Source organism: Pseudomonas sp. FG-3G, assembly GCF_901007645.1.
Classification (GTDB): domain Bacteria; phylum Pseudomonadota; class Gammaproteobacteria; order Pseudomonadales; family Pseudomonadaceae; genus Aquipseudomonas; species Aquipseudomonas rhizophila.
This window is the reverse complement of the sequence record NZ_CAAKGZ010000005.1, coordinates 13,286-32,729: the sequence shown is the minus strand read 5'-3', so window position 1 is coordinate 32,729 and position 19,444 is coordinate 13,286. Positions and strand designations below refer to the sequence as shown.

14 protein-coding genes are annotated in these 19,444 nt (G+C 61.9%); 5 read left to right on the top strand and 9 right to left on the bottom strand.

Annotated elements, in window-relative coordinates; genetic code table 11:
• Positions 1 to 146 precede the first annotated feature (146 nt).
• From PSEUDOMOFG3G_RS03195 to PSEUDOMOFG3G_RS03175, 5 genes are all read left to right on the top strand, one after another.
• On the top strand, positions 147 to 1,304 hold the full coding sequence (locus tag PSEUDOMOFG3G_RS03195) for an efflux RND transporter periplasmic adaptor subunit (protein WP_139049190.1): 1,158 nt from the start codon (positions 147 to 149) through the stop codon (positions 1,302 to 1,304).
• A complete protein-coding gene (locus tag PSEUDOMOFG3G_RS03190) occupies positions 1,301 to 4,411 on the top strand; it encodes a multidrug efflux RND transporter permease subunit (RefSeq protein ID WP_139049189.1) in 3,111 nt (1,036 codons plus the stop codon). Before PSEUDOMOFG3G_RS03195 ends, PSEUDOMOFG3G_RS03190 begins: the two co-directional genes overlap by 4 nt.
• Positions 4,412 to 4,420: 9 nt before the next feature.
• The gene (locus PSEUDOMOFG3G_RS03185; protein WP_047228825.1) at positions 4,421 to 5,092 is read left to right on the top strand and encodes a heavy metal response regulator transcription factor; all 672 of its coding nucleotides are present in this window, start codon (positions 4,421 to 4,423) and stop codon (positions 5,090 to 5,092) included.
• Positions 5,089 to 6,456 carry a heavy metal sensor histidine kinase gene (locus PSEUDOMOFG3G_RS03180; RefSeq protein ID WP_171061319.1) on the top strand — a complete coding sequence of 456 codons (1,368 nt, stop codon included), beginning with the start codon at positions 5,089 to 5,091 and terminating at the stop codon, positions 6,454 to 6,456. The genes PSEUDOMOFG3G_RS03185 and PSEUDOMOFG3G_RS03180 overlap by 4 nt, the downstream gene beginning before the upstream one ends.
• Positions 6,457 to 6,701: 245 nt before the next feature.
• Entirely contained in the window at positions 6,702 to 8,198 is a 1,497-nt protein-coding gene (locus PSEUDOMOFG3G_RS03175; RefSeq protein ID WP_139049260.1) for a sensor domain-containing diguanylate cyclase, read from the top strand.
• A gap of 744 nt (positions 8,199 to 8,942) precedes the next feature.
• Here the strand turns inward: PSEUDOMOFG3G_RS03175 and lpxC are convergent.
• The 9 genes from lpxC to murD all read right to left on the bottom strand — a co-directional run bounded on the left by lpxC (position 8,943) and on the right by murD (position 19,440).
• Positions 8,943 to 9,854, bottom strand: a complete 912-nt coding sequence (lpxC, locus tag PSEUDOMOFG3G_RS03170; protein ID WP_030139673.1) for a UDP-3-O-acyl-N-acetylglucosamine deacetylase — start codon at positions 9,852 to 9,854, stop codon at positions 8,943 to 8,945.
• A 112-nt stretch (positions 9,855 to 9,966) separates the two neighbouring features.
• A complete protein-coding gene (gene ftsZ / locus PSEUDOMOFG3G_RS03165) occupies positions 9,967 to 11,160 on the bottom strand; it encodes a cell division protein FtsZ (RefSeq protein WP_047228824.1) in 1,194 nt (397 codons plus the stop codon).
• Positions 11,161 to 11,260: 100 nt separating this feature from the next.
• Positions 11,261 to 12,520, bottom strand: coding sequence for a cell division protein FtsA (gene ftsA / locus PSEUDOMOFG3G_RS03160; RefSeq protein WP_076383614.1), 1,260 nt, complete (start codon positions 12,518 to 12,520; stop codon positions 11,261 to 11,263).
• Between the two features lie 15 nt (positions 12,521 to 12,535).
• Complete coding sequence (locus PSEUDOMOFG3G_RS03155; RefSeq protein WP_047228822.1) at positions 12,536 to 13,402, bottom strand: cell division protein FtsQ/DivIB; 867 nt, start codon at positions 13,400 to 13,402, stop codon at positions 12,536 to 12,538.
• Between the two features lie 2 nt (positions 13,403 to 13,404).
• Positions 13,405 to 14,370, bottom strand: coding sequence for a D-alanine--D-alanine ligase (locus PSEUDOMOFG3G_RS03150; protein WP_076383613.1), 966 nt, complete (start codon positions 14,368 to 14,370; stop codon positions 13,405 to 13,407).
• A complete protein-coding gene (gene murC, locus PSEUDOMOFG3G_RS03145; RefSeq protein ID WP_047228820.1) occupies positions 14,367 to 15,827 on the bottom strand; it encodes a UDP-N-acetylmuramate--L-alanine ligase in 1,461 nt (486 codons plus the stop codon). The genes PSEUDOMOFG3G_RS03150 and murC overlap by 4 nt, the downstream gene beginning before the upstream one ends.
• Positions 15,820 to 16,890 carry an undecaprenyldiphospho-muramoylpentapeptide beta-N-acetylglucosaminyltransferase gene (gene murG / locus PSEUDOMOFG3G_RS03140; protein ID WP_139049188.1) on the bottom strand — a complete coding sequence of 357 codons (1,071 nt, stop codon included), beginning with the start codon at positions 16,888 to 16,890 and terminating at the stop codon, positions 15,820 to 15,822. The genes murC and murG overlap by 8 nt, the downstream gene beginning before the upstream one ends.
• Positions 16,880 to 18,097 (bottom strand): putative lipid II flippase FtsW, encoded by a 1,218-nt coding sequence (ftsW, locus tag PSEUDOMOFG3G_RS03135; protein WP_047228818.1) that lies wholly within the window; start codon positions 18,095 to 18,097, stop codon positions 16,880 to 16,882. Before ftsW ends, murG begins: the two co-directional genes overlap by 11 nt.
• The gene (gene murD / locus PSEUDOMOFG3G_RS03130) at positions 18,094 to 19,440 is read right to left on the bottom strand and encodes a UDP-N-acetylmuramoyl-L-alanine--D-glutamate ligase (protein ID WP_139049187.1); all 1,347 of its coding nucleotides are present in this window, start codon (positions 19,438 to 19,440) and stop codon (positions 18,094 to 18,096) included. Before murD ends, ftsW begins: the two co-directional genes overlap by 4 nt.
• Positions 19,441 to 19,444: the final 4 nt, after the last annotated feature.

The window sequence follows — 19,444 nt, the reverse complement described above, 5'->3', positions numbered from 1 at the left end:
CGGATTCAATCGGCCCTTCACTCGTCTGACAGCAAGTCGGGACAAAACTGACAAGCCCGTCAGTTAGGCGTCACCTTCCTGACCACCACACAACGCTATATAAGAAAGATAAAAATCCCTCTGTCCTGAACCGGCCTCCCACATCCATGCACATCCAGAAAAAACCCGTCTTGCTCGTCGCGCTCCTGGTCGCTCTGGCGGCTGTCGCCCTCTGGTATGTCATGAAGCCTGTCACCGCCAAACCCGGCGCGCCCGTGGCCGTGCCGGTAAGAGTCATCAGCGTGGTGCAAAAGGATGTGCCGCGCTTTGCCAGTGGCATCGGCACGGTGTTGTCACTGCACAGCGTGGTGATCCGCCCGCAGATCGACGGCATCCTCACTCAACTGCTGGTCAAGGAAGGGCAACAGGTCAAGAAGGGGGAACTGCTGGCCACCATCGACGACCGCTCGATCCGCGCCAGCCTTGACCAGGCCAGGGCCCAACTCGGTGAAAGCCAGGCACAACTGGCGGTCGCCCAGGTCAATCTCAAGCGTTACAAATTGCTCAGTGTCGACGACGGCGTATCGAAACAGACCTACGACCAGCAACAGGCACTGGTCAACCAGCTCAAGGCCACCGCCCAGGGCAATCAGGCGGCCATCGATGCCGCCCAGGTGCAGTTGTCCTACACCCGGATCCGCTCCCCGGTGACCGGTCGCGTCGGCATTCGCAACGTGGACGAAGGCAACTTCCTGCGCACCAGCGACACCGAGGGCTTGTTCACCGTGACCCAGATCGACCCGATCGCAGTGGAGTTCGCCCTGCCCCAACAAATGCTGCCCACCTTGCAACGGTTGATGGCCGCCCCCGAGCAAGCGCTGGTCCAGGCCTACATAGGCGCTGATGGGACCTCCGGTGAAATGCTCGGCGAGGGCCGCCTGAGCCTGATCGACAACCAGATCAACGCCAACACCGGCACCCTGCGGGCCAAGGCTGAATTCAGCAACGCCGCGCAACGGCTATGGCCAGGGCAGTTGGTGACATTGAAAATCCAGACCGCACTCGACAAGGACGCCCTGGTGGTTCCACCGACCGTGGTTCAGCGCGGCCTGGAGCAACCTTTCGTGTACCGAATCACCGGCGACCAGGTAGAGAGCGTACCGGTGGTGATGGTGTACCAGGACAGTGACCTGCACATCATCAAAGGGGTGAGCGCGGGCGATCAACTGGTGAGCGACGGTCAGTCACGGCTCAAGCCGGGCAGCCGCATCCAGGTGCTCGGTGACCCAGTGGCCCAGGCCAATGTGTCGGAGCCAAAACCATGAAGGGCCGCGGTTCGGTTTCGGCGTGGTGCATCGACCATCCCATCGCCACGGTCCTGATGACCTTCGCCCTGATACTGCTGGGATTGATCGCCTTTCCTCGCCTGCCTGTCGCGCCGTTACCTGAAGCGGAATTCCCGACCATCCAGGTCAGGGCTCTGTTGCCCGGCGCCAGCCCCGAAACCATGGCTTCGTCGGTGGCGACCCCACTGGAAGTGCAATTCAGCGCCATTTCCGGCATTACCCAGATGACCTCCAGCAGTGCCCTGGGCTCGACCAACCTGACCTTGCAGTTCAGCCTGGACAAAAGCATCGACACCGCCGCCCAGGAAGTGCAAGCGGCCATCAATACCGCCTCCGGCAAACTGCCCCAGGACATGCCGAACCTGCCCACCTGGCGCAAAGTCAATCCGGCCGACAGCCCGGTGTTGATCCTCAGCATCAGTTCCAGCCTGATGCCCGGCACCGAATTGAGCGACTACGTCGAAACCCTGCTCGCCCGGCAACTCAGCCAGATCGATGGCGTGGGACAAATCTACATCACCGGCCAGCAACGTCCGGCGATCCGGGTACAGGCCTCGGCGGACCGACTCGCCGCCATCGGTCTGACCCTGGCCGACATTCGCGTGGCGCTCCAGCAGGCCAGCCTCAACCTGGCCAAGGGGGCGCTTTACGGCGAGTCGAGCGTTTCCACCCTGTCCACCAACGATCAGCTGTTTCAGCCGGAGGAATATGGTGAGTTGATCGTGTCCTACAAGGATGGGGCACCGGTTCATCTCAAGGACGTCGCCAAAGTCATCAATGGTTCGGAAGACGCCTACATTCAGGCCTGGTCCGATGAGCAACCGGGGCTCAACCTGGTGATTTTCCGTCAGCCGGGGGCGAACATCGTCGACACCGTCGACCGCATCCAGGCAGCCTTGCCGACCCTGGAAGCCATGCTGCCCGCGGCCGTGCAAGTCAAGGTACTGAACGACCGTACACAGACTATCCGCGCTTCGCTGCATGAGGTGGAGATCACCTTGCTGATCGCGGTGCTGCTGGTGGTGGCGGTGATGGCGCTGTTCCTGCGCCAGCTCTCGGCGACCCTGATTGTCTCAGCGGTCCTGGGCGTGTCGCTGATCGCCAGTTTCGCCCTGATGTATGTGATGGGCTTCAGTCTGAACAACCTCACCCTGGTGGCTATCGTGATCTCGGTCGGGTTCGTGGTGGACGATGCGATTGTAGTGGTGGAGAACATTCACCGGCACCTGGAGGCGGGTGATGGCATGCGCGAAGCGGCGATCAAAGGAGCTGGCGAAATCGGCTTCACGGTGATCTCCATCAGTTTTTCGCTGATAGCCGCGTTCATTCCCCTGCTCTTCATGGGTGGCGTGGTCGGGCGTCTGTTCAAGGAGTTTGCCCTGACCGCCACTTCGACCATCCTGATTTCGGTGGTGGTGTCCCTGACCCTGGCACCGACCCTGGCTGCGCTGTTCATGCGCGCACCGACGCCTCATGCCCACGGCAAGCGAAGTTTCGGCGAACGCCTGCTGGGTGGGTATGAACGGACACTGCGCTGGGCCCTGGCCCATCAGAGGCTGATGATCGGCGTGTTCGGCGTGACCCTGGCGCTGGCAGTGGCGGGCTACGTATTCATTCCCAAGGGGTTCTTCCCGGTACAAGACACCGGCCTGGTGCTGGGCACCAGCGAAGCCGCCGCCGACGTGTCATTCCCGGACATGGTGGCCAAACACAAGGCCCTGGCCGAGATCGTCGCCGCCGACCCGGCGGTGCAGAGCTTTTCTCACGCTGTCGGCGTCTCGGGTTCCAACCAGACCATCGCCAATGGTCGCTTCTGGATCGCCCTCAAGCCCCAGGATCAGCGTGACGTGTCGGCCAGCGCGTTCATCGACCGGATCCGCCCCAAACTGCTGGGCATCCCCGGCGTGGTGCTGTACCTGAGGGCCGGGCAGGACATCAACCTCAGTCCCGGTCCGAGCCGCGCCCAGTATCAATACGTGCTCAAGAGCAACGACGGACCGACGCTCAACACCTGGACACAAAAACTCACCGACAGGCTGCGCGGTAACCCCGCGTTCCGGGACATCTCCAACGACCTGCAACTGGGCGGCAGCATCACCCACATCAACATCGACCGCAGCGCGGCGGCGCGCTTTGGCCTCACCGCCAGCGATGTCGACCAGGCCCTGTACGACGCCTTCGGCCAGCGGCAGATCAACGAATTCCAGACTGAAACCAACCAGTACAACGTGATCCTGGAGCTCGACACCGCGCAACGCGGCAAGGCCGAGAGCCTGGCCTATTTCTACCTGCGCTCGCCGCTCAGTGGAGAGATGGTCCCGCTCTCGGCCCTGGCCCGCTTCGATGCGCCGACCAACGGCCCGCTGTCCATTGCCCACGACGGCATGTTCCCGGCCGCCAATCTGTCGTTCAACCTGGCGCCCGGCGTGGCATTGGGGGATGCGGTGCGCATGCTCGACCAGGCCAAGAACGAGGTCGGCATGCCGGCCTCCATTACCGGCAACTTCCAGGGCGCGGCCCAGGCGTTCCAAAGCTCCCTGGCCAGCCAGCCATGGCTGATCCTCGCCGCGCTGTTGGCGGTGTACATCATCCTCGGCGTGCTCTACGAGAGTTTCGTACACCCGTTGACGATCATCTCCACCCTGCCCTCGGCCGGCCTCGGCGCGCTGGTCATGCTGTGGTTGCTGGGCCAGGATTTTTCGATCATGGCGCTGATCGGACTGGTGCTGCTGATCGGCATCGTCAAGAAAAACGGCATCCTGATGATCGATTTCGCCCTCGACGCTCAGCGCAAGGGTGGCTTGACGCCCCAGGAAGCGATTTTCCAGGCATGCCTGACCCGATTTCGCCCGATCATCATGACCACCCTGGCCGCCCTGCTGGGCGCCCTGCCGCTGATGCTCGGCTCCGGCCCCGGCGCAGAACTGCGCCAGCCGTTGGGCATTGCAGTGGTCGGCGGCCTGCTGGTGAGCCAGGCGCTGACGTTGTTCACTACACCGGTCATATACTTATGGCTCGAGCGACTGTTTCATCGGCCCGTCCAGCAGCCCGGACCTGCGCCGACGACGCTGGCGACCACAGACTGAGGCGGGGCCATGCGCGTTCTGATCATCGAAGACGAAGAAAAAACCGCGGACTATCTGCATCGCGGCCTGAGCGAACAGGGCTACACCGTAGATGTGGCGCCGGACGGCGTCGAGGGGCTGCACCTGGCGCTGGAAAGCGACTACGCGGTGATCGTGCTGGACGTCATGCTGCCAGGCCTGGACGGCTTCGGCGTGCTGCGGGCCCTGCGCGCCCGCAAACAGACCCCGGTGATCATGCTCACCGCCCGTGAACGGGTCGAAGACCGCATCAAGGGCTTGCGAGACGGCGCCGATGATTACCTGGGCAAGCCGTTCTCCTTCCTGGAGCTGGTGGCCCGCCTGCAAGCCCTGACCCGCCGCAGCGGCAGTCATGAACCGGTGCAGGTCAGCATCGCCGACCTGTGGATCGACCTGATCAGCCGCAAGGCCACCCGCGCAGGCCAACGCCTGGACCTGACGGCCAAGGAGTTCTCGCTGCTCAGCGTCCTGGCACGTCGCCAGGGCGAAATACTGTCGAAAACCGCCATTGCCGAAATGGTCTGGGACATCAACTTCGACAGCGACGCCAATGTGGTGGAAGTGGCCATCAAACGCTTGCGGGCCAAGCTCGACGGGCCGTTCGAACAGAAACTGCTGCACACGATTCGTGGAATGGGTTATGTGCTGGAGAGCAGAGAGTGACTTTGCCCGACAGTATTGCCCTGCGCCTGAGCGGCATGTTCACGCTGGTGGCGGCATTGGTGTTCCTGTTGATCGGCGGAGCCTTGTACCAGCAAGTCGAAAAGGGTCTGGGCCTGCTGCCGGAAGCCGAACTCGATGCGCGCTACAGCGTGCTCGAATCCACGGTCGGTCGCTACGGCACACCCGAGCACTGGGTGAAGATCAATAACAAGTTGCGCCTGCTGGGAGAGGAAGACAAACGCATTCACTTCTGGATCGTCAGTGGCGATCCACGCTTTGAATATGGCAACCCCGATCCACAGATTCGTGCCTTCGCCGAAGGTTCGCTGGGCAAGCGCGACCTGAAACTGGCGGCCCAGCAATACCCGATGAAAGTGCTCGTCAGCCAGTTCCCGGCCAAGGACCAGCGTCCACCGTTGCGCTTCATGATCGGCATCGACACCCAGACGTTCTACCAGACCCAACACTATTTGCTCGTGGCACTGGTGAGCTTGGCGATTGTCGGGGTGATCCTGGCCTCCTTGCTGGGCTACTGGGTAGCGCGTATCGGCCTCAAGCCGCTGATCAAACTGTCCGATGAGGCCAGACGCCTGACACCACCGCGCTTGTCCGGGCGCTTGCAGATGTCACCGTTGGCGCCGGAGCTCAGTCAATTCGTCAGTTCCTTCAACGCCACCCTCGACCGGGTCGAACAGGCGTACTCGCGACTGGAGTCGTTCAACGCCGACGTCGCCCATGAACTGCGCTCGCCCCTGACCAACCTGATCGGCCAGACCCAGGTGGCGCTGACCCGTGGGCGCTCGGCCGAACATTACTTCGAGGTGCTGCAATCGAATCTCGAAGAGCTGGAGCGGCTACGCTCGATCATCAACGACATGCTGTTCCTCGCCAGCGCCGACCAGGGCAACAAAGCCACCAAACTCACCAGCACCTCCCTGGCCGGCGAAGTGGCGACCACCCTCGACTACCTGGACTTCATCCTCGAAGACGCCCAGGTCCAGGTCAGGGTCAGCGGTGACGCCCAGGCCAACATCGAGATCGCCCACCTGCGCCGCGCACTGATCAACCTGCTGAGCAACGCGGTGCGACACACCGCCCCGGGGCAAGTGATCAATGTGCGCATTGAGGCCCTGGGCGACCAGATCACCCTCGCCGTCACCAACCCCGGCGAACCGATTGCCGATGAACACCTGCCACGCCTGTTCGAACGGTTCTACCGGGTAGATGCCTCCCGCAGCAACAGTGGCGCCAACCACGGGTTGGGGCTGGCCATCGTCAAGGCGATTGCGCTGATGCACGGCGGGGATGTCTTCGTGCGCAGTGACCGGGGCGTGAATACCTTCGGGATCCGCTTGCCGGCCTGACACCCCACGCTGTGTAGATCGTATTGGGATGAATTCCAGGCGATTGAATGCTGGATGAAAGCCAAATCAAGCAAAGTAAAAAGATCTCCGCCTTCGGCAGCGCTCACGCGTTATTGCGCGAACACTGATTGCCCGCTCTCACCGATCCAAGCACAATCAGCAAAAGGCCAGCATCTGGTGCATTGCCGGTTATGCAACCCTTTGGGACGGATCCCAGCCACATGACAAATGCAGACATCGGAACCATGAGCGCGAGCAGTGCGACACCCGGCAATACCCCGTTTTCGATACGCTCGGAACGGGTACTCGTACTGGCCAGTTCGTTGGTTGTCATTGCCATCCTGAGCATCGTGACCTTCCTGCTGATCCGCGAATACGCCGCCGCCCAACAAGCCGCGACACGTTCGGCGACCAATATCGTGCAACTGATTGATGCCGACGTGCTGCGCAACGTGGAGCTCTACGATCTGTCGCTACAAGGTTTGGTCGCCGCCGCCCAACGCAACGACCTGAAAGACGTTTCGCCGACGATTCGCCACTTGGCCCTCTTCGACCGTGCCACCGCCGCCCCCTATAAAGGCGACATCCTGCTGCTCGACAAGCGCGGCAATGTAGTCGCCGACTCCGCCTCGATCGAGCCACGAAAGGGCAACTACGCCGACCGGGAATACTTCCAGTCCCATGTCCATAACCCAAGCCCGGGCATGATGATCAGTCGCCCGTTTCGCTCCAGAAGTGCCGCGCAGGACTGGCGTATCAGTTTCAGCTACAGACTAAACGACGAACAAGGGGAGTTCCTGGGCGTGGCGGAAGCCGCGATGCGCTTGAACTATTTCAACCAATTGTTCAAGAGCCTGAACATCGGTCATGGCGGCACAGTCAATCTGGTGAGCAGCGAAGGCTTTCTGTTGGCCCAGGAGCCGCCCCTGGCCGAGGACCTGATTGGCAAGGATTTCAGCAACCGCCCGAACTTCATGCGCATCCTGCGCGAAGGCAACGGCAGCTTCACCAGCGTATCCGGTCAGGACCAGAAGCCGCGCCTGTACACCTTCTCCCAAGTGGGCGACCTGCCTTTGATCGTGGTGGTAGCGCTCTCCTCCGATGAAGTCTTCGCCTCCTGGAAACGCACGGCGCTGCTGGTCAGCGGTGCTACGGGGGCATTGTGCATCGGTTTGCTCTGGCTCACCTGGCTGCTGCGTCATGAACTTAGGCGGCGCCACCATGCTGAACGGGAACTGGCGCAACTGGCGTCCATCGACTCGCTGACGGGCCTGGCCAACCGCCGGACTCTGGACGAAACGCTGCAACAGGAATGGCTGCGGGCCCAGCGTTCGGGCCAACCGCTGTCAGTCATGATGATCGATGCCGATCACTTCAAGGCATTCAACGATCGCCACGGCCACCCAAGTGGTGATGAGGCATTGCGCACCCTGGCGCATCTGATCGGTAGGCATGTCCGCCGACCGGCCGACCTGGCAGCGCGCTACGGCGGTGAGGAGTTCGCGGTGGTACTGCCGGAAACCACCACCGCCGGAGCCTTTACCATGGCCCAGAACATTCGCGAAGCGGTGGAACAGTTGCCCCCCTTCATTCCTGGCGCAGCCCCCATGACCGTCAGCATTGGCATTGCCACCTGGGCCCAAGGACCTTATGGCGAACTCGAGCAGCTCATGTTCGCTGCTGACAAGGCGCTATACCAGGCCAAGGCCAGTGGGCGCAATCGTGTGGTTTGTGCGATGTAATGGCCCCTTCCATGTGGCTGTTCGACCGATTTGGGTAGGTGTGTATCCATTGCTGCGGTAACGGGGCGCCGAGATCAACGTCCTCCGCGAGGCGGCCTGACAGCCGACCTGTTTTTTGATGACCGCGTTCATCCTGTGGGAGCGAGCCTGCTCACGATGACGGTGGTTCAGTCAATGAGGATGTTGAATGTGCCGGCCTCTTCGCGAGCAGGCTCGCTCCCACAATTGGATCGGAGTACTACCACAAGAAATAGGCCGGCTGTCAGGCCGCCTTCGCGAGCAAGCTTTGCTCCCACAGATCTGACAGGTGTACGACCGAAAGAACCAGGCCGGCTGTCAGGCCGCCTCGCGGTGGACGTTGATCTCGGCGCCCCGTTAACCACGCTGGCCGAACGCAGGCATTGTGGAGTGGGCATCCCGGCATGGATGCCGGGATAGCCGCGCTGGACCATGGATGGTCCTTCGCGGCGGGCCCACGGAGCAATGCCGGAGTGAGGGCATGCCGAGCCTAAGCGAGGCACCTAGTGGTGGGGCATGAGCGCTTTGGTTACTTTCGCGCTTTTCGAAAGTGACCCGCCGTAAGGGCGGAACCGCCAGTGGCCATTACCGCAGAAACGGATATGTACCCCAACTCAACTCAACTCAAAAAACAGCATTACCCCTATTGCCACAAACGTCCCAGAAAGCAGCCATAAAAAAAGGCCACCCGAAGGCAGCCTTTAAAAACTAGAGAGGTTTTTATGCTTACACGGCCGCTACAGGGCGCATGTAAGAGATTGGTGCGGTGCTGGCGTCTTCGAACGTCACGACTTCCCAAGCATCTTTCTGCTCAATCAACTTGCGCAGCAGCTGGTTGTTCAGCGCGTGGCCGGACTTGAAGCCTTTGAACTCACCAATCAGGCTATTGCCCAGCAGGTAGAGGTCGCCGATTGCATCGAGAATCTTGTGCTTGACGAATTCGTCTTCATAACGAAGGCCGTCCTCGTTCAACACACCATCGGAATCGACCACGATCGCGTTTTCAACACTGCCGCCGAGTGCGAGGTTGTGCTTGCGCAGGTACTCGATGTCACTCATGAAACCAAAGGTACGGGCGCGGCTGACTTCTTTTACGAACGAAGTACTGGAAAAGTCCACGCTTGCACTCTGGGTGCGGTCACGGAAAACCGGGTGATCGAAATCGATCTCGAAGCTCACCTTGAAACCTTCGAAAGGCACGAAAGTGGCGCGTTTGTCGCCGTCTTCCACTGTCACTTCCCGCAGGATACGGATGAACTTCTTGGCTGCGTCCTGCTCTTCCAGGCCAGCCGATTGAATCAGGAATACGAAGGGTCCGGCACTGCCATCCATGATCGGGACTTCGGACGCGGAGAGCTCGACGTAGGCGTTATCGATGCCCAGGCCAGCCATGGCCGAGAGCAAATGCTCCACCGTATCCACTTTGGTGTCACCGTTGACCAGTGTGGTCGACATAGTGGTTTCACCAACGTTTTCCGCGCGAGCAGGGATCTGCACCACAGGGTCGAGGTCGGCACGACAAAACACGATGCCAGTATCGACAGGCGCGGGCTTGAGGGTCAGGTAGACCTTCTCGCCGGAGTGCAAGCCGACACCTGTGGCACGGATAATATTCTTCAGGGTGCGTTGTTTAATCATGGCATGGGCCGCTTCAGCGCAAATTGCGAACTGGTATCAACAAAGGCTGGCGATAATAGCAGACCAGACCTTTGCTGAACACCAATCACCCGTATCCCCCTGATACATTTCATCAATCGGCCTGACGACGCAGGAATGCCGGGATGTCCAGGTAATCCAGATCGTCTTGCGGATTCATCTTCGCGGCAGTCGCAGCACCGGCCTGAGCCTGGTTGCGCATGACGGTCGGACGGTCCAGGTCACGGTAGTTCACCGCGGGTTGTTCCTGACGAGCGGCTGCTTGTTGCTGCGGCTGCGATGCCAGGGAGGTCTGAACGGTGTTGTCGATCACCTTCATCGGTTTCTCGATTTTCGCGCCCAGGCCAGTGGCAACCACGGTCACGTGCAGCTCGTCACGCATGTCAGGATCGATCACGGTGCCGACCTTGACCATGGCGTGGTCGGAAGCGAACGCTTCGATGATGCTACCCACGTCGGAGTACTCGCCCAGGGACAGGTCCGGACCGGCGGTGATGTTCACCAGGATGCCACGGGCGCCCTGCAGGTTGACGTCTTCGAGCAACGGGTTGCGGATAGCCGCTTCGGTGGCTTCGCGAGCACGGTTCGGACCGCTGGCGCAGCCAGTGCCCATCATCGCCATGCCCATTTCGGACATCACGGTGCGTACGTCGGCGAAGTCGACGTTGATCATGCCTGGACGCTTGATGATGTCGGAGATACCGCGAACGGCACCGGCCAGTACGTCATCGGCCTTGGCGAAAGCCGACAGCAGGCTTGCGTCCTTACCCAGGATGGTCAGCAGCTTCTCGTTGGGAATGGTGATCAACGAGTCGACGCTTTCGCTCAGCGCGCGGATGCCCTCATCGGCAATCTGCATGCGCTTGCGGCCTTCGAACGGGAATGGACGGGTCACCACCGCAACGGTGAGGATGCCCATTTCCTTGGCTACTTCGGCGATGATCGGCGCCGCACCGGTACCGGTACCGCCGCCCATGCCAGTGGTGATGAACACCATGTTGGTGCCAGCCAGGACTTCAGCGATGCGCTCGCGGTCTTCCAGGGCAGCCTGACGGCCAACCTCGGGATTGGCGCCGGCACCCAGGCCCTTGGTCACGCCGGTACCCAGTTGAAGGATGGTTCGCGCGCCGATGTTTTTCAGCGCTTGAGCATCAGTGTTGGCGCAAATGAATTCGACGCCTTCGATGTTGCTCTTGACCATGTGGTTGACAGCGTTGCCGCCGCCACCGCCGACACCGATTACCTTGATAACCGGGCTAGCGGGGATGTTGTCTACGAGTTCGAACATTTTCCCTCTCCTTTCATTCTCTAGTTTTTTCGCCTACTGCGTTTGTTGCATCTTCCAGTGCCAAGCCAGAGGCTCGTCGCTTGAAGCTTTAAACCTGTTGCTAAAAATTGCCTTTCACCCAAGCCTGGAGCCGCTCGAAAAGCGGCGCCTTCGGCTCGTCGCTGTTGTAGCTGTCGCGGCTGCCGATGCCCGAGAACGAAACCCCGTCGGACTGCTTCTGCAGGCCGTACATCAACAGGCCCACGCCGGTGGAGTAAATCGGGTTGCGGACCACGTCATCCAGGCCCTTGACGCCATGGGGCACGCCCAGGCGCACCGGCATGTGGAAAATCTCTTCGGCCAGTTCGACCGCGCCTTCCATCTTCGACGTACCGCCGGTCAGCACGATGCCGGCCGGGATCAGGTCTTCGTAGCCACTGCGACGCAGCTCAGCCTGGATCAGCGTGAACAGCTCGTCGTAACGCGGCTCGACCACTTCGGCCAACGCCTGGCGGGACAACTCGCGCGGAGGACGTTCGCCAACGCTTGGCACTTTGATGGTTTCACCGGCACCGGCCAGTTTCGCCAGGGCGCAGGCGTAGCGGATCTTGATTTCTTCGGCGTACTGGGTCGGAGTGCGCAAGGCCATGGCGATGTCGTTGGTGACCTGATCACCGGCAATCGGGATCACTGCCGTGTGGCGGATCGCGCCTTCGGTGAAGATCGCGATGTCGGTGGTACCGCCGCCGATGTCCACCAGGCACACGCCCAGTTCCTTCTCGTCGTCAGTCAGTACCGAGTAGGCCGAGGCCAGTTGCTCGAGGATGATGTCGTCGATTTCCAGGCCGCAACGGCGTACGCATTTCTCGATGTTCTGCGCGGCGTTCACGGCACAGGTCACCACGTGGACCTTGGCTTCAAGGCGCACGCCGGACATGCCCAGGGGCTCACGCACGCCTTCCTGGTTATCGATCACGTAATCCTGCGGCAGGGTGTGCAGCACACGCTGGTCGGCCGGGATCGCCACGGCCTGCGCCGCGTCGAGCACGCGCTCAAGGTCAGCGGAGCTGACTTCACGGTCACGAATCGCCACGATGCCGTGGGAGTTCAGGCTGCGGATGTGATTACCTGCCACACCGACGAACGCCGAGTGGATCCGGCAACCGGCCATCAGCTGCGCTTCTTCAATGGCGCGCTGGATCGATTGCACGGTGGACTCAATGTTCACCACCACGCCTTTTTTCAAGCCACGGGACGGGTGGGTACCGATCCCGACGATGACCAGCGTGCCGTCGTCCGCGACCTCGCCTACCAGCGCAACCACCTTGGAAGTGCCGATATCCAGACCGACGATCATTTTTCCGCTTTGCACGTTTGCCATGGGTCCTGCCTCTTCTTAATTCTTCGCGACGGCGGGTTCAGCCGTCGTGGGCGCTACAGGTTCCCGCCAGCCAACAGCCAGGCCGTTGGCGTAGCGCAGATCGATGCGCGCGATGTTCGTAATCTGGTCTTTGAGCGTCTTGTCATAGATGGCAATGAAGCGGCGCATCTTTTCCACCTGGTTGCCGCGCCCGAGCAGCAGCTCGATGCCCGGCCCCGAGCTGCCCGCGCCAGTGGTCAGGAACCAGCTGCCGCGCTCACGCAACTCCAGGCGCGCGATGGAGAAGCCCAGCGGCCGCAACATCTGACTCAACACCTGGTACTGCTGCATTACTTTCTGCTGGGCCCGCTGAGGACCGAACAGTTGTGGCAAATGTTCGTAGTTGGCCAGTTCCCGCGGCGTGAACGCCTGACCCTGGTTGTTCAACAGCGACTCGTCACCCCAGCGGGCCACGGGCAGTTGTTCTTCCAGGCGGATCGATACCTGGTCAGGCCATACCCGCCGCACTTCGGCATGGGCGATCCAGGGCATCTGCTCCAGTTCCTTGCGCATGCCCGCCAGGTCGATGGTGAAGAAGCTCGACGCCACGAATGGGGCGATCCGCTGCTGCACTGCTTGCTGACTGATGTAGCTCAGGTCGCCCTGCACATTGATCCGGGCGATCGGCCGATCCGCATAGGGCAGCAACCGCTGAGCCCCTTCGTACGTACCGAACCCCAACGCCACCAACAACACCGGCCAGAACAGACTCTTGAGAAAGCCGAAGTTGGCTTTCGGCAGGCGCGCCGACATCGGCTCTTTGGCCACCATTCGGCTGGCACCCCGCGGCACCGGCTTGCGACCGGGTGCGGATGGCTGATGACGAAGCGATGCGCCTTGCATGCTTAACCTCTTGGCTCTTGAGAGCCGACACTGGCGGCCAGGATCGACAGCACCAGTTGCTGGAAATCCAGGCCGGCGGCACGGGCCGCCATCGGTACCAGGCTGTGATCGGTCATGCCTGGGGCGGTGTTGACTTCCAGGAACCAGAACTGCCCGTCGGCGTCCTGCATCACATCCGCCCGGCCCCAACCGGCAATACCCAGCGCCTCACAGGCCTTGGCCGTGAGGTCCATCAGTTGTTTTTCCTTGGCGCTGTCCAGCCCGCATGGAATGCGGTACTGGGTGTCATTGGCCACGTACTTGGCGTCGTAGTCGTAGAACGTGTGCGGCGTGCCCAGGGCAATCGGGGGCAACACCTGGTCACGCAGGGTGGCGATGGTGAACTCGGGACCGGTGATCCACTGCTCGACCAACACTTGCGAATCGTAGGAACTGGCGTCTTTCCATGCCGCGGTCAACTCAGGCAGCGAAGTCACTTTCGCCATGCCGATACTTGAACCTTCATGGGCCGGTTTGACGATCAAAGGGAAGCCCAGTTCCGTGGCCGCCGAAATACAATCGGCCTCGGATGCCAGCACGGCGTGACGGGGCGTGGGAATGCCGAGACTGTGCCAGACCTGCTTGGTGCGCAGTTTGTCCATGGCCAAGGCAGACGCCAGGATGCCGCTGCCGGTGTAGGGAATACCCAGGCATTCGAGCAGGCCCTGCATGCTGCCGTCTTCGCCGCCGCGGCCATGGAGAATGATGAACGCGCGGTCGATTTTTTCGTTCAGCAGGCGCTGCAAAAAGTCGTCGCCTACGTCGATGCCGAACGCGTCGACACCGGCGCTTTGCAGGGCTTGCAGCACGGCGTTGCCAGACTTGAGGGACACTTCGCGCTCGGCGCTCTTGCCGCCGAACAGCACGGCGACGCGGCCGAAGGCTTTCGGGTCCAGGGTCGAAACCAGGTTGGCGTAGGCAGCAGTCATTTCAGTTTCCCCTCGCTGGATGCCACGATTGCCCCGGCGAATAACGGACTTTTCAACAGTTTCGGGGCCAGGCCACCGATGTCACCGGCGCCTTGGCACAGCAGGATGTCGCCAGCGCGCAGCAGCGGTTTGACCAGCGGTGCGAGGTCCACGCCGCGCTCGATGTAGATCGGGTCCAACTGACCGCGTTGGCGAATGCTGTGGCACAGCTGACGGCTGTCGGCACCCGGGATCGGCTCCTCGCCGGCCGGATAGACTTCCATCAGCAGCAGCACATTGGCGTCGGCCAAAACCTGGACGAAATCGTCGTACAGGTCGCGGGTACGGCTGTAGCGGTGCGGCTGGTAAACCATCACCAGGCGACGCTCCGGCCAGCCACCGCGCACGGCCTTGATCACCGCCGCGACTTCGGTCGGGTGGTGGCCGTAATCGTCCACCAGCATCACGTTGCCGCCGTCCACCGGCAGTTCGCCGTAGACCTGGAAACGTCGTCCCACGCCCTGGAATCCGGACAGGCCCTGGACAATGGCTTCGTCACTGACACCTTCGTCGGTGGCGATGCAAATGGTGGCCAGGGCATTGAGCACGTTGTGGTTGCCCGGCATGTTCACCGACACATCCAGCGGCTCGCGGTCAGGGCGCAGCACCGTGAAGAACGTCTGCATGCCCTGCTGGCGCACGTTGATGGCGCGCACGTCGACTTCTTCGCCGAAACCGTAGGTCACGGTCGGGCGCTTGATCAGCGGCAGGATCTCGCGCACCACCGGATCGTCCAGGCACACCACTGCCAAACCGTAGAACGGCAGGTTGTGGAGGAACTCGACGAAGGTTTTCTTCAGTTTGTTGAAGTCACCGTCGTAGGTCGCCATGTGGTCGGCGTCGATGTTGGTGACCACGGCCACCAGCGGCTGCAGGTGCAAGAAGCTCGCATCGCTTTCGTCGGCCTCGGCGATCAGGTAACGGCTGGTGCCCAGCTGGGCATTGGTACCCGCGGCATTCAGGCGACCGCCGATCACGAAGGTCGGGTCCAGACCACCGGCAGCGAACACCGAGGCGATCAGGCTGGTGGTGGTGGTCTTGCCATGGGTACCGGCAACGGCGATGCCGTGGCGATAACGCATCAGTTCGGCCAGCATCTCGGCACGCGGCACCACGGGAATGCGCCGCTCCAGGGCGGTCGCAACTTCCGGGTTGGAGGTGTTCACGGCGCTGGAGACCACCAGCACATCAGCGTTGGCGGCGTTCTCGGCACGGTGGCCGATGAAAATCTGCGCGCCAAAGGACTCCAGGCGCTCGGTAACCGGCGAGGCTTTCAGGTCGGAACCGGAAACCTCATAGCCCAGGTTCAGCAACACTTCGGCGATCCCGCACATGCCCACGCCGCCGATACCGACGAAATGGATACGGCGGATACGGCGCATTTCCGGTTGCGGCATGGCTTTGCGATTCTCAACCATGGGCCACCTCCAGGCAGGTATCGACCACTTGGGCCGTGGCGTCGGGTTTGGCCAGGCGACGGGCGGCGCGGGCCATGTCTTCGATTGTTTGCGGTTGCATCAAAACCTCTGTCAGGCGCGCGGCAAGATCCGCGGCACCAGTCGTTCTTTGCGGCATCAGGAAGGCAGCGCCTTCACGGGCCAAATAATCGGCGTTGCGGGTCTGGTGGTCGTCGATGGCGTGGGGCAAAGGCACCAGCATCGAGGGCAGACCGGCGGCAGCCAGTTCGCTGATGGTCAACGCGCCTGCGCGGCAGACCACCAGGTCGGCCCAGCCATAGGCTTGGGCCATGTCTTTGATGAAAGGCTGCACTTGCGCCTCGACGCCTGCGGCGCGATAACGCTCGGCGGTGATTTCATCGTGGTTTTTGCCGGCCTGGTGAAACACCTCGGGCCGCAGTTCGGGAGCGACCTGCGACAAGGCTTCGGGCAGCAATTTGTTCAACGGCTCCGCCCCCAGGCTTCCGCCCAGGATCAGCAAACGCGCCTTGCGTCCGGCCAGGGCCGGGCGCGGTGTATCGAGGAACAGCTCGGTACGCACCGGGTTACCGGTGGTACGACGGCTGCCCGACAGGGTAAAGGTGTCGGGAAAGGCTTCACAGACTCGAGCGGCCAACGGCACCAGTAACCGATTGGCGGTACCGGCCACGGCGTTCTGCTCGTGAACGATAACCGGCACACCGGCCAGTTTTGCCGCTACACCGCCAGGACCGGTCACGTAACCACCAAAGCCCACCACGCATACCGGCCGCAACCGACGAATGATCGCCCGGGCCTGCCAGATCGACTTGAGCAGCATCAGCGGCGCCTTGAGCAGCGACAACTTGCCTTTGCCCCGCAGGCCGCTGGCGTTGATCCGGTGCAGTTCCAGGCCGGCGGCGGGCACCAGCTCGTTCTCGATGCCCCGTGGCGTGCCCAGCCAGTGCACGGTGTAACCGCGCGCCTGGAACTCCCGGGCACAGGCCAGCGCCGGGAACACATGCCCCCCGGTTCCGCCGGCCATGATCAGCACGTTAGCGCCCATGAGTCGGCTCCTCGGCGAAGTCGCTCTCCTGGAATTCCATCTCTTCGCTGCCCAGGTGGGTTCGACTCTCCCATTCGATGCGCAGCAACAAGCCCAGACAGGCACAGCAAATCACCAGGGAACTGCCGCCGTAACTGAGGAACGGCAGCGTCAGGCCTTTGGTTGGCAACAGGCCGACGTTCACGCCGATGTTGATCAGGAACTGACCGATCCACAGGAACGACAAGCCATACGCCACGTACGCGGCGAAATACTGCTTGGCCCGCTCGGCCCACAAACCGATGTACATGCCGCGCACACAGACGAAGACGAACAACCCGACGGTGAGCAGCGAACCGACCACGCCCAGTTCCTCGGCCAATACCGAAAACACGAAGTCGGTGTGGGCTTCGGGCAGATAGAACTGCTTCTGCACGCTGTTGCCCAGGCCTACGCCCAGCCATTCGCCGCGACCGAAGGCGATCAGGGCCTGGGTCAATTGATAGCCGGAACCGAACTGGTCGGCCCACGGGTCGGTAAACGTGATCAGACGCGCCATCCGGTAAGGTTGCGCCTGCACCAGCACCGTCACCGCTCCGACCGCCAGCGCCACCATCAGGGTGAAGCGAAACAGCCCGACACCGCCGAGGAACAGCATCGCCGCCGCGGCGCCCATCATCACCACCGTGGCGCCGAAATCCGGCTCCATCAGCAGCAGGCCGGCCATCGGCAGCAACACAATGAACGGCTTGAAAAAACCCATCCAGCTCTCGCGCACTTCTTTCTGACGACGCACCAGATACCCGGCGAGGTAGATCACCACGAAGACCTTGGCGATTTCCGAAGGCTGTACGTTGAAGAAGCTGAAGCCGATCCAGCGCATCGAGCCGTTGACCTCGCGACCGATGCCCGGCAACAGCACCATCACCAACAGACCAAAGGCACCGAGCAACATCATCCAACCCAGGCGTTGCCAGGTGGCGATCGGCACCATCATGGTGACAATGCACGCGACCAAACCGATCACCAGGTAAATCAGGTGACGAATCATGTGATAAAGGGTGTTGCCCGATTGCACGGCAGCCACTTCCGACGATGCGGAAGTGATCATCACCAGGCCCAGGCCCAGCAGCGCCAGGCAACCGACGAGCATCGGGAAATCCAGGTCGATGCCGCGCCCGGTGATCAGCGGGGATGGGTATGGCTTGATGATGTTCATCAGGTTCATGCCAAGCCCTCCACGGCCCGGGCGAACAACTGCCCGCGCTCTTCGTAGTTCTTGAACATGTCGAAACTGGCGCAGGCCGGCGACAACAGCACGGCATCGCCCGACTGTGCGAGGGCGCGGCATTGCTGAACCGCTTCGTCCAGCGAAGCGACGCGAACCAGCGGCACGCCGTCGCCGAGGGCCTGGGCGATCAATTCGCGATCACGCCCCATCAGCACCACGGCCCGGCAGTTGGCCGCCACCGGATCACGCAGATCCTTGAAGTCGGCACCCTTGCCGTCGCCGCCGGCAATCAGCACGAGCTTGCCTTGGATGTCCGCGCCCAGGCCCTCAATGGCAGCCAGCGCGGCACCCACGTTGGTGGCCTTGGAATCGTTGTACCAGGCCACCCCGTCAAGATCGCGAACCCACTGGCAGCGGTGCTCGAGCCCGGCAAACGTGCGCAGGGCCGACAGCATGGCGTCGAACGGCAGACCGACCGCATGTCCCAGGGCCAGCGCCGCCAGGGCATTGGCCTGGTTGTGGGCGCCGCGAATCTTCAACTCGCGCACCGGCATCAGGTTCTGGAATTCGAAGGCCAGGTATTTCTCGCCATTCTCTTCGCGCAACCCGAAGCCTTTGAAATCCGGCACACCGAGGCCGAAGGACCAGCATGGCATGCCCTCGCCCAGCAACGGACGAGTCAGGGCGTCCTGACGATTGAACACTACCTGCCGAGCCCCCCGGAAAATCCGGTGCTTGGCCAGGTGATAAGCCGGCAGGCCGCTGTAGCGGTCCATGTGGTCTTCGCTGATGTTGAGCACGGTCGCCACTTCGGCGCCCAAGTGGTCGGTGGTTTCAAGCTGGAAGCTCGACAACTCCATCACGTACAGCTCGACGTCATCACTGAGCAGATCCAGCGCCGGGGTTCCCAGGTTGCCACCCACGGCAATCCGCTTACCGGCCGCCGCAGCCATTTCACCCACCAGGGTGGTGACGGTGCTTTTCGCGTTGGAACCGCTGATGGCGATGATCGGCGCCTTGGCGTGACGGGCGAACAGCTCGATGTCACCGGACAACTTCACGCCACGGGCGGCGGCGGCCTGCAAGGCCGGGGTTGCCAGCGCAAGGCCGGGGCTCACGTAGAGCTCGTCGGCGCGGCACAGGAACTCGACATCCAGCTCGCCACAACGCACGTCCACCTGCGGGTAGTCACGACGCAGCGTGGCCAGCTCAGGTGGATTTTCCCGCGTATCGGCCACGGCAAACGACACGCCCCGGTTCGCCAGGAAGCGAACCAGGGACATGCCGCTCTTGCCGAGGCCGACAACGATGCGGAAGTGGTCAGAAGCGATCAGGGACACTCGT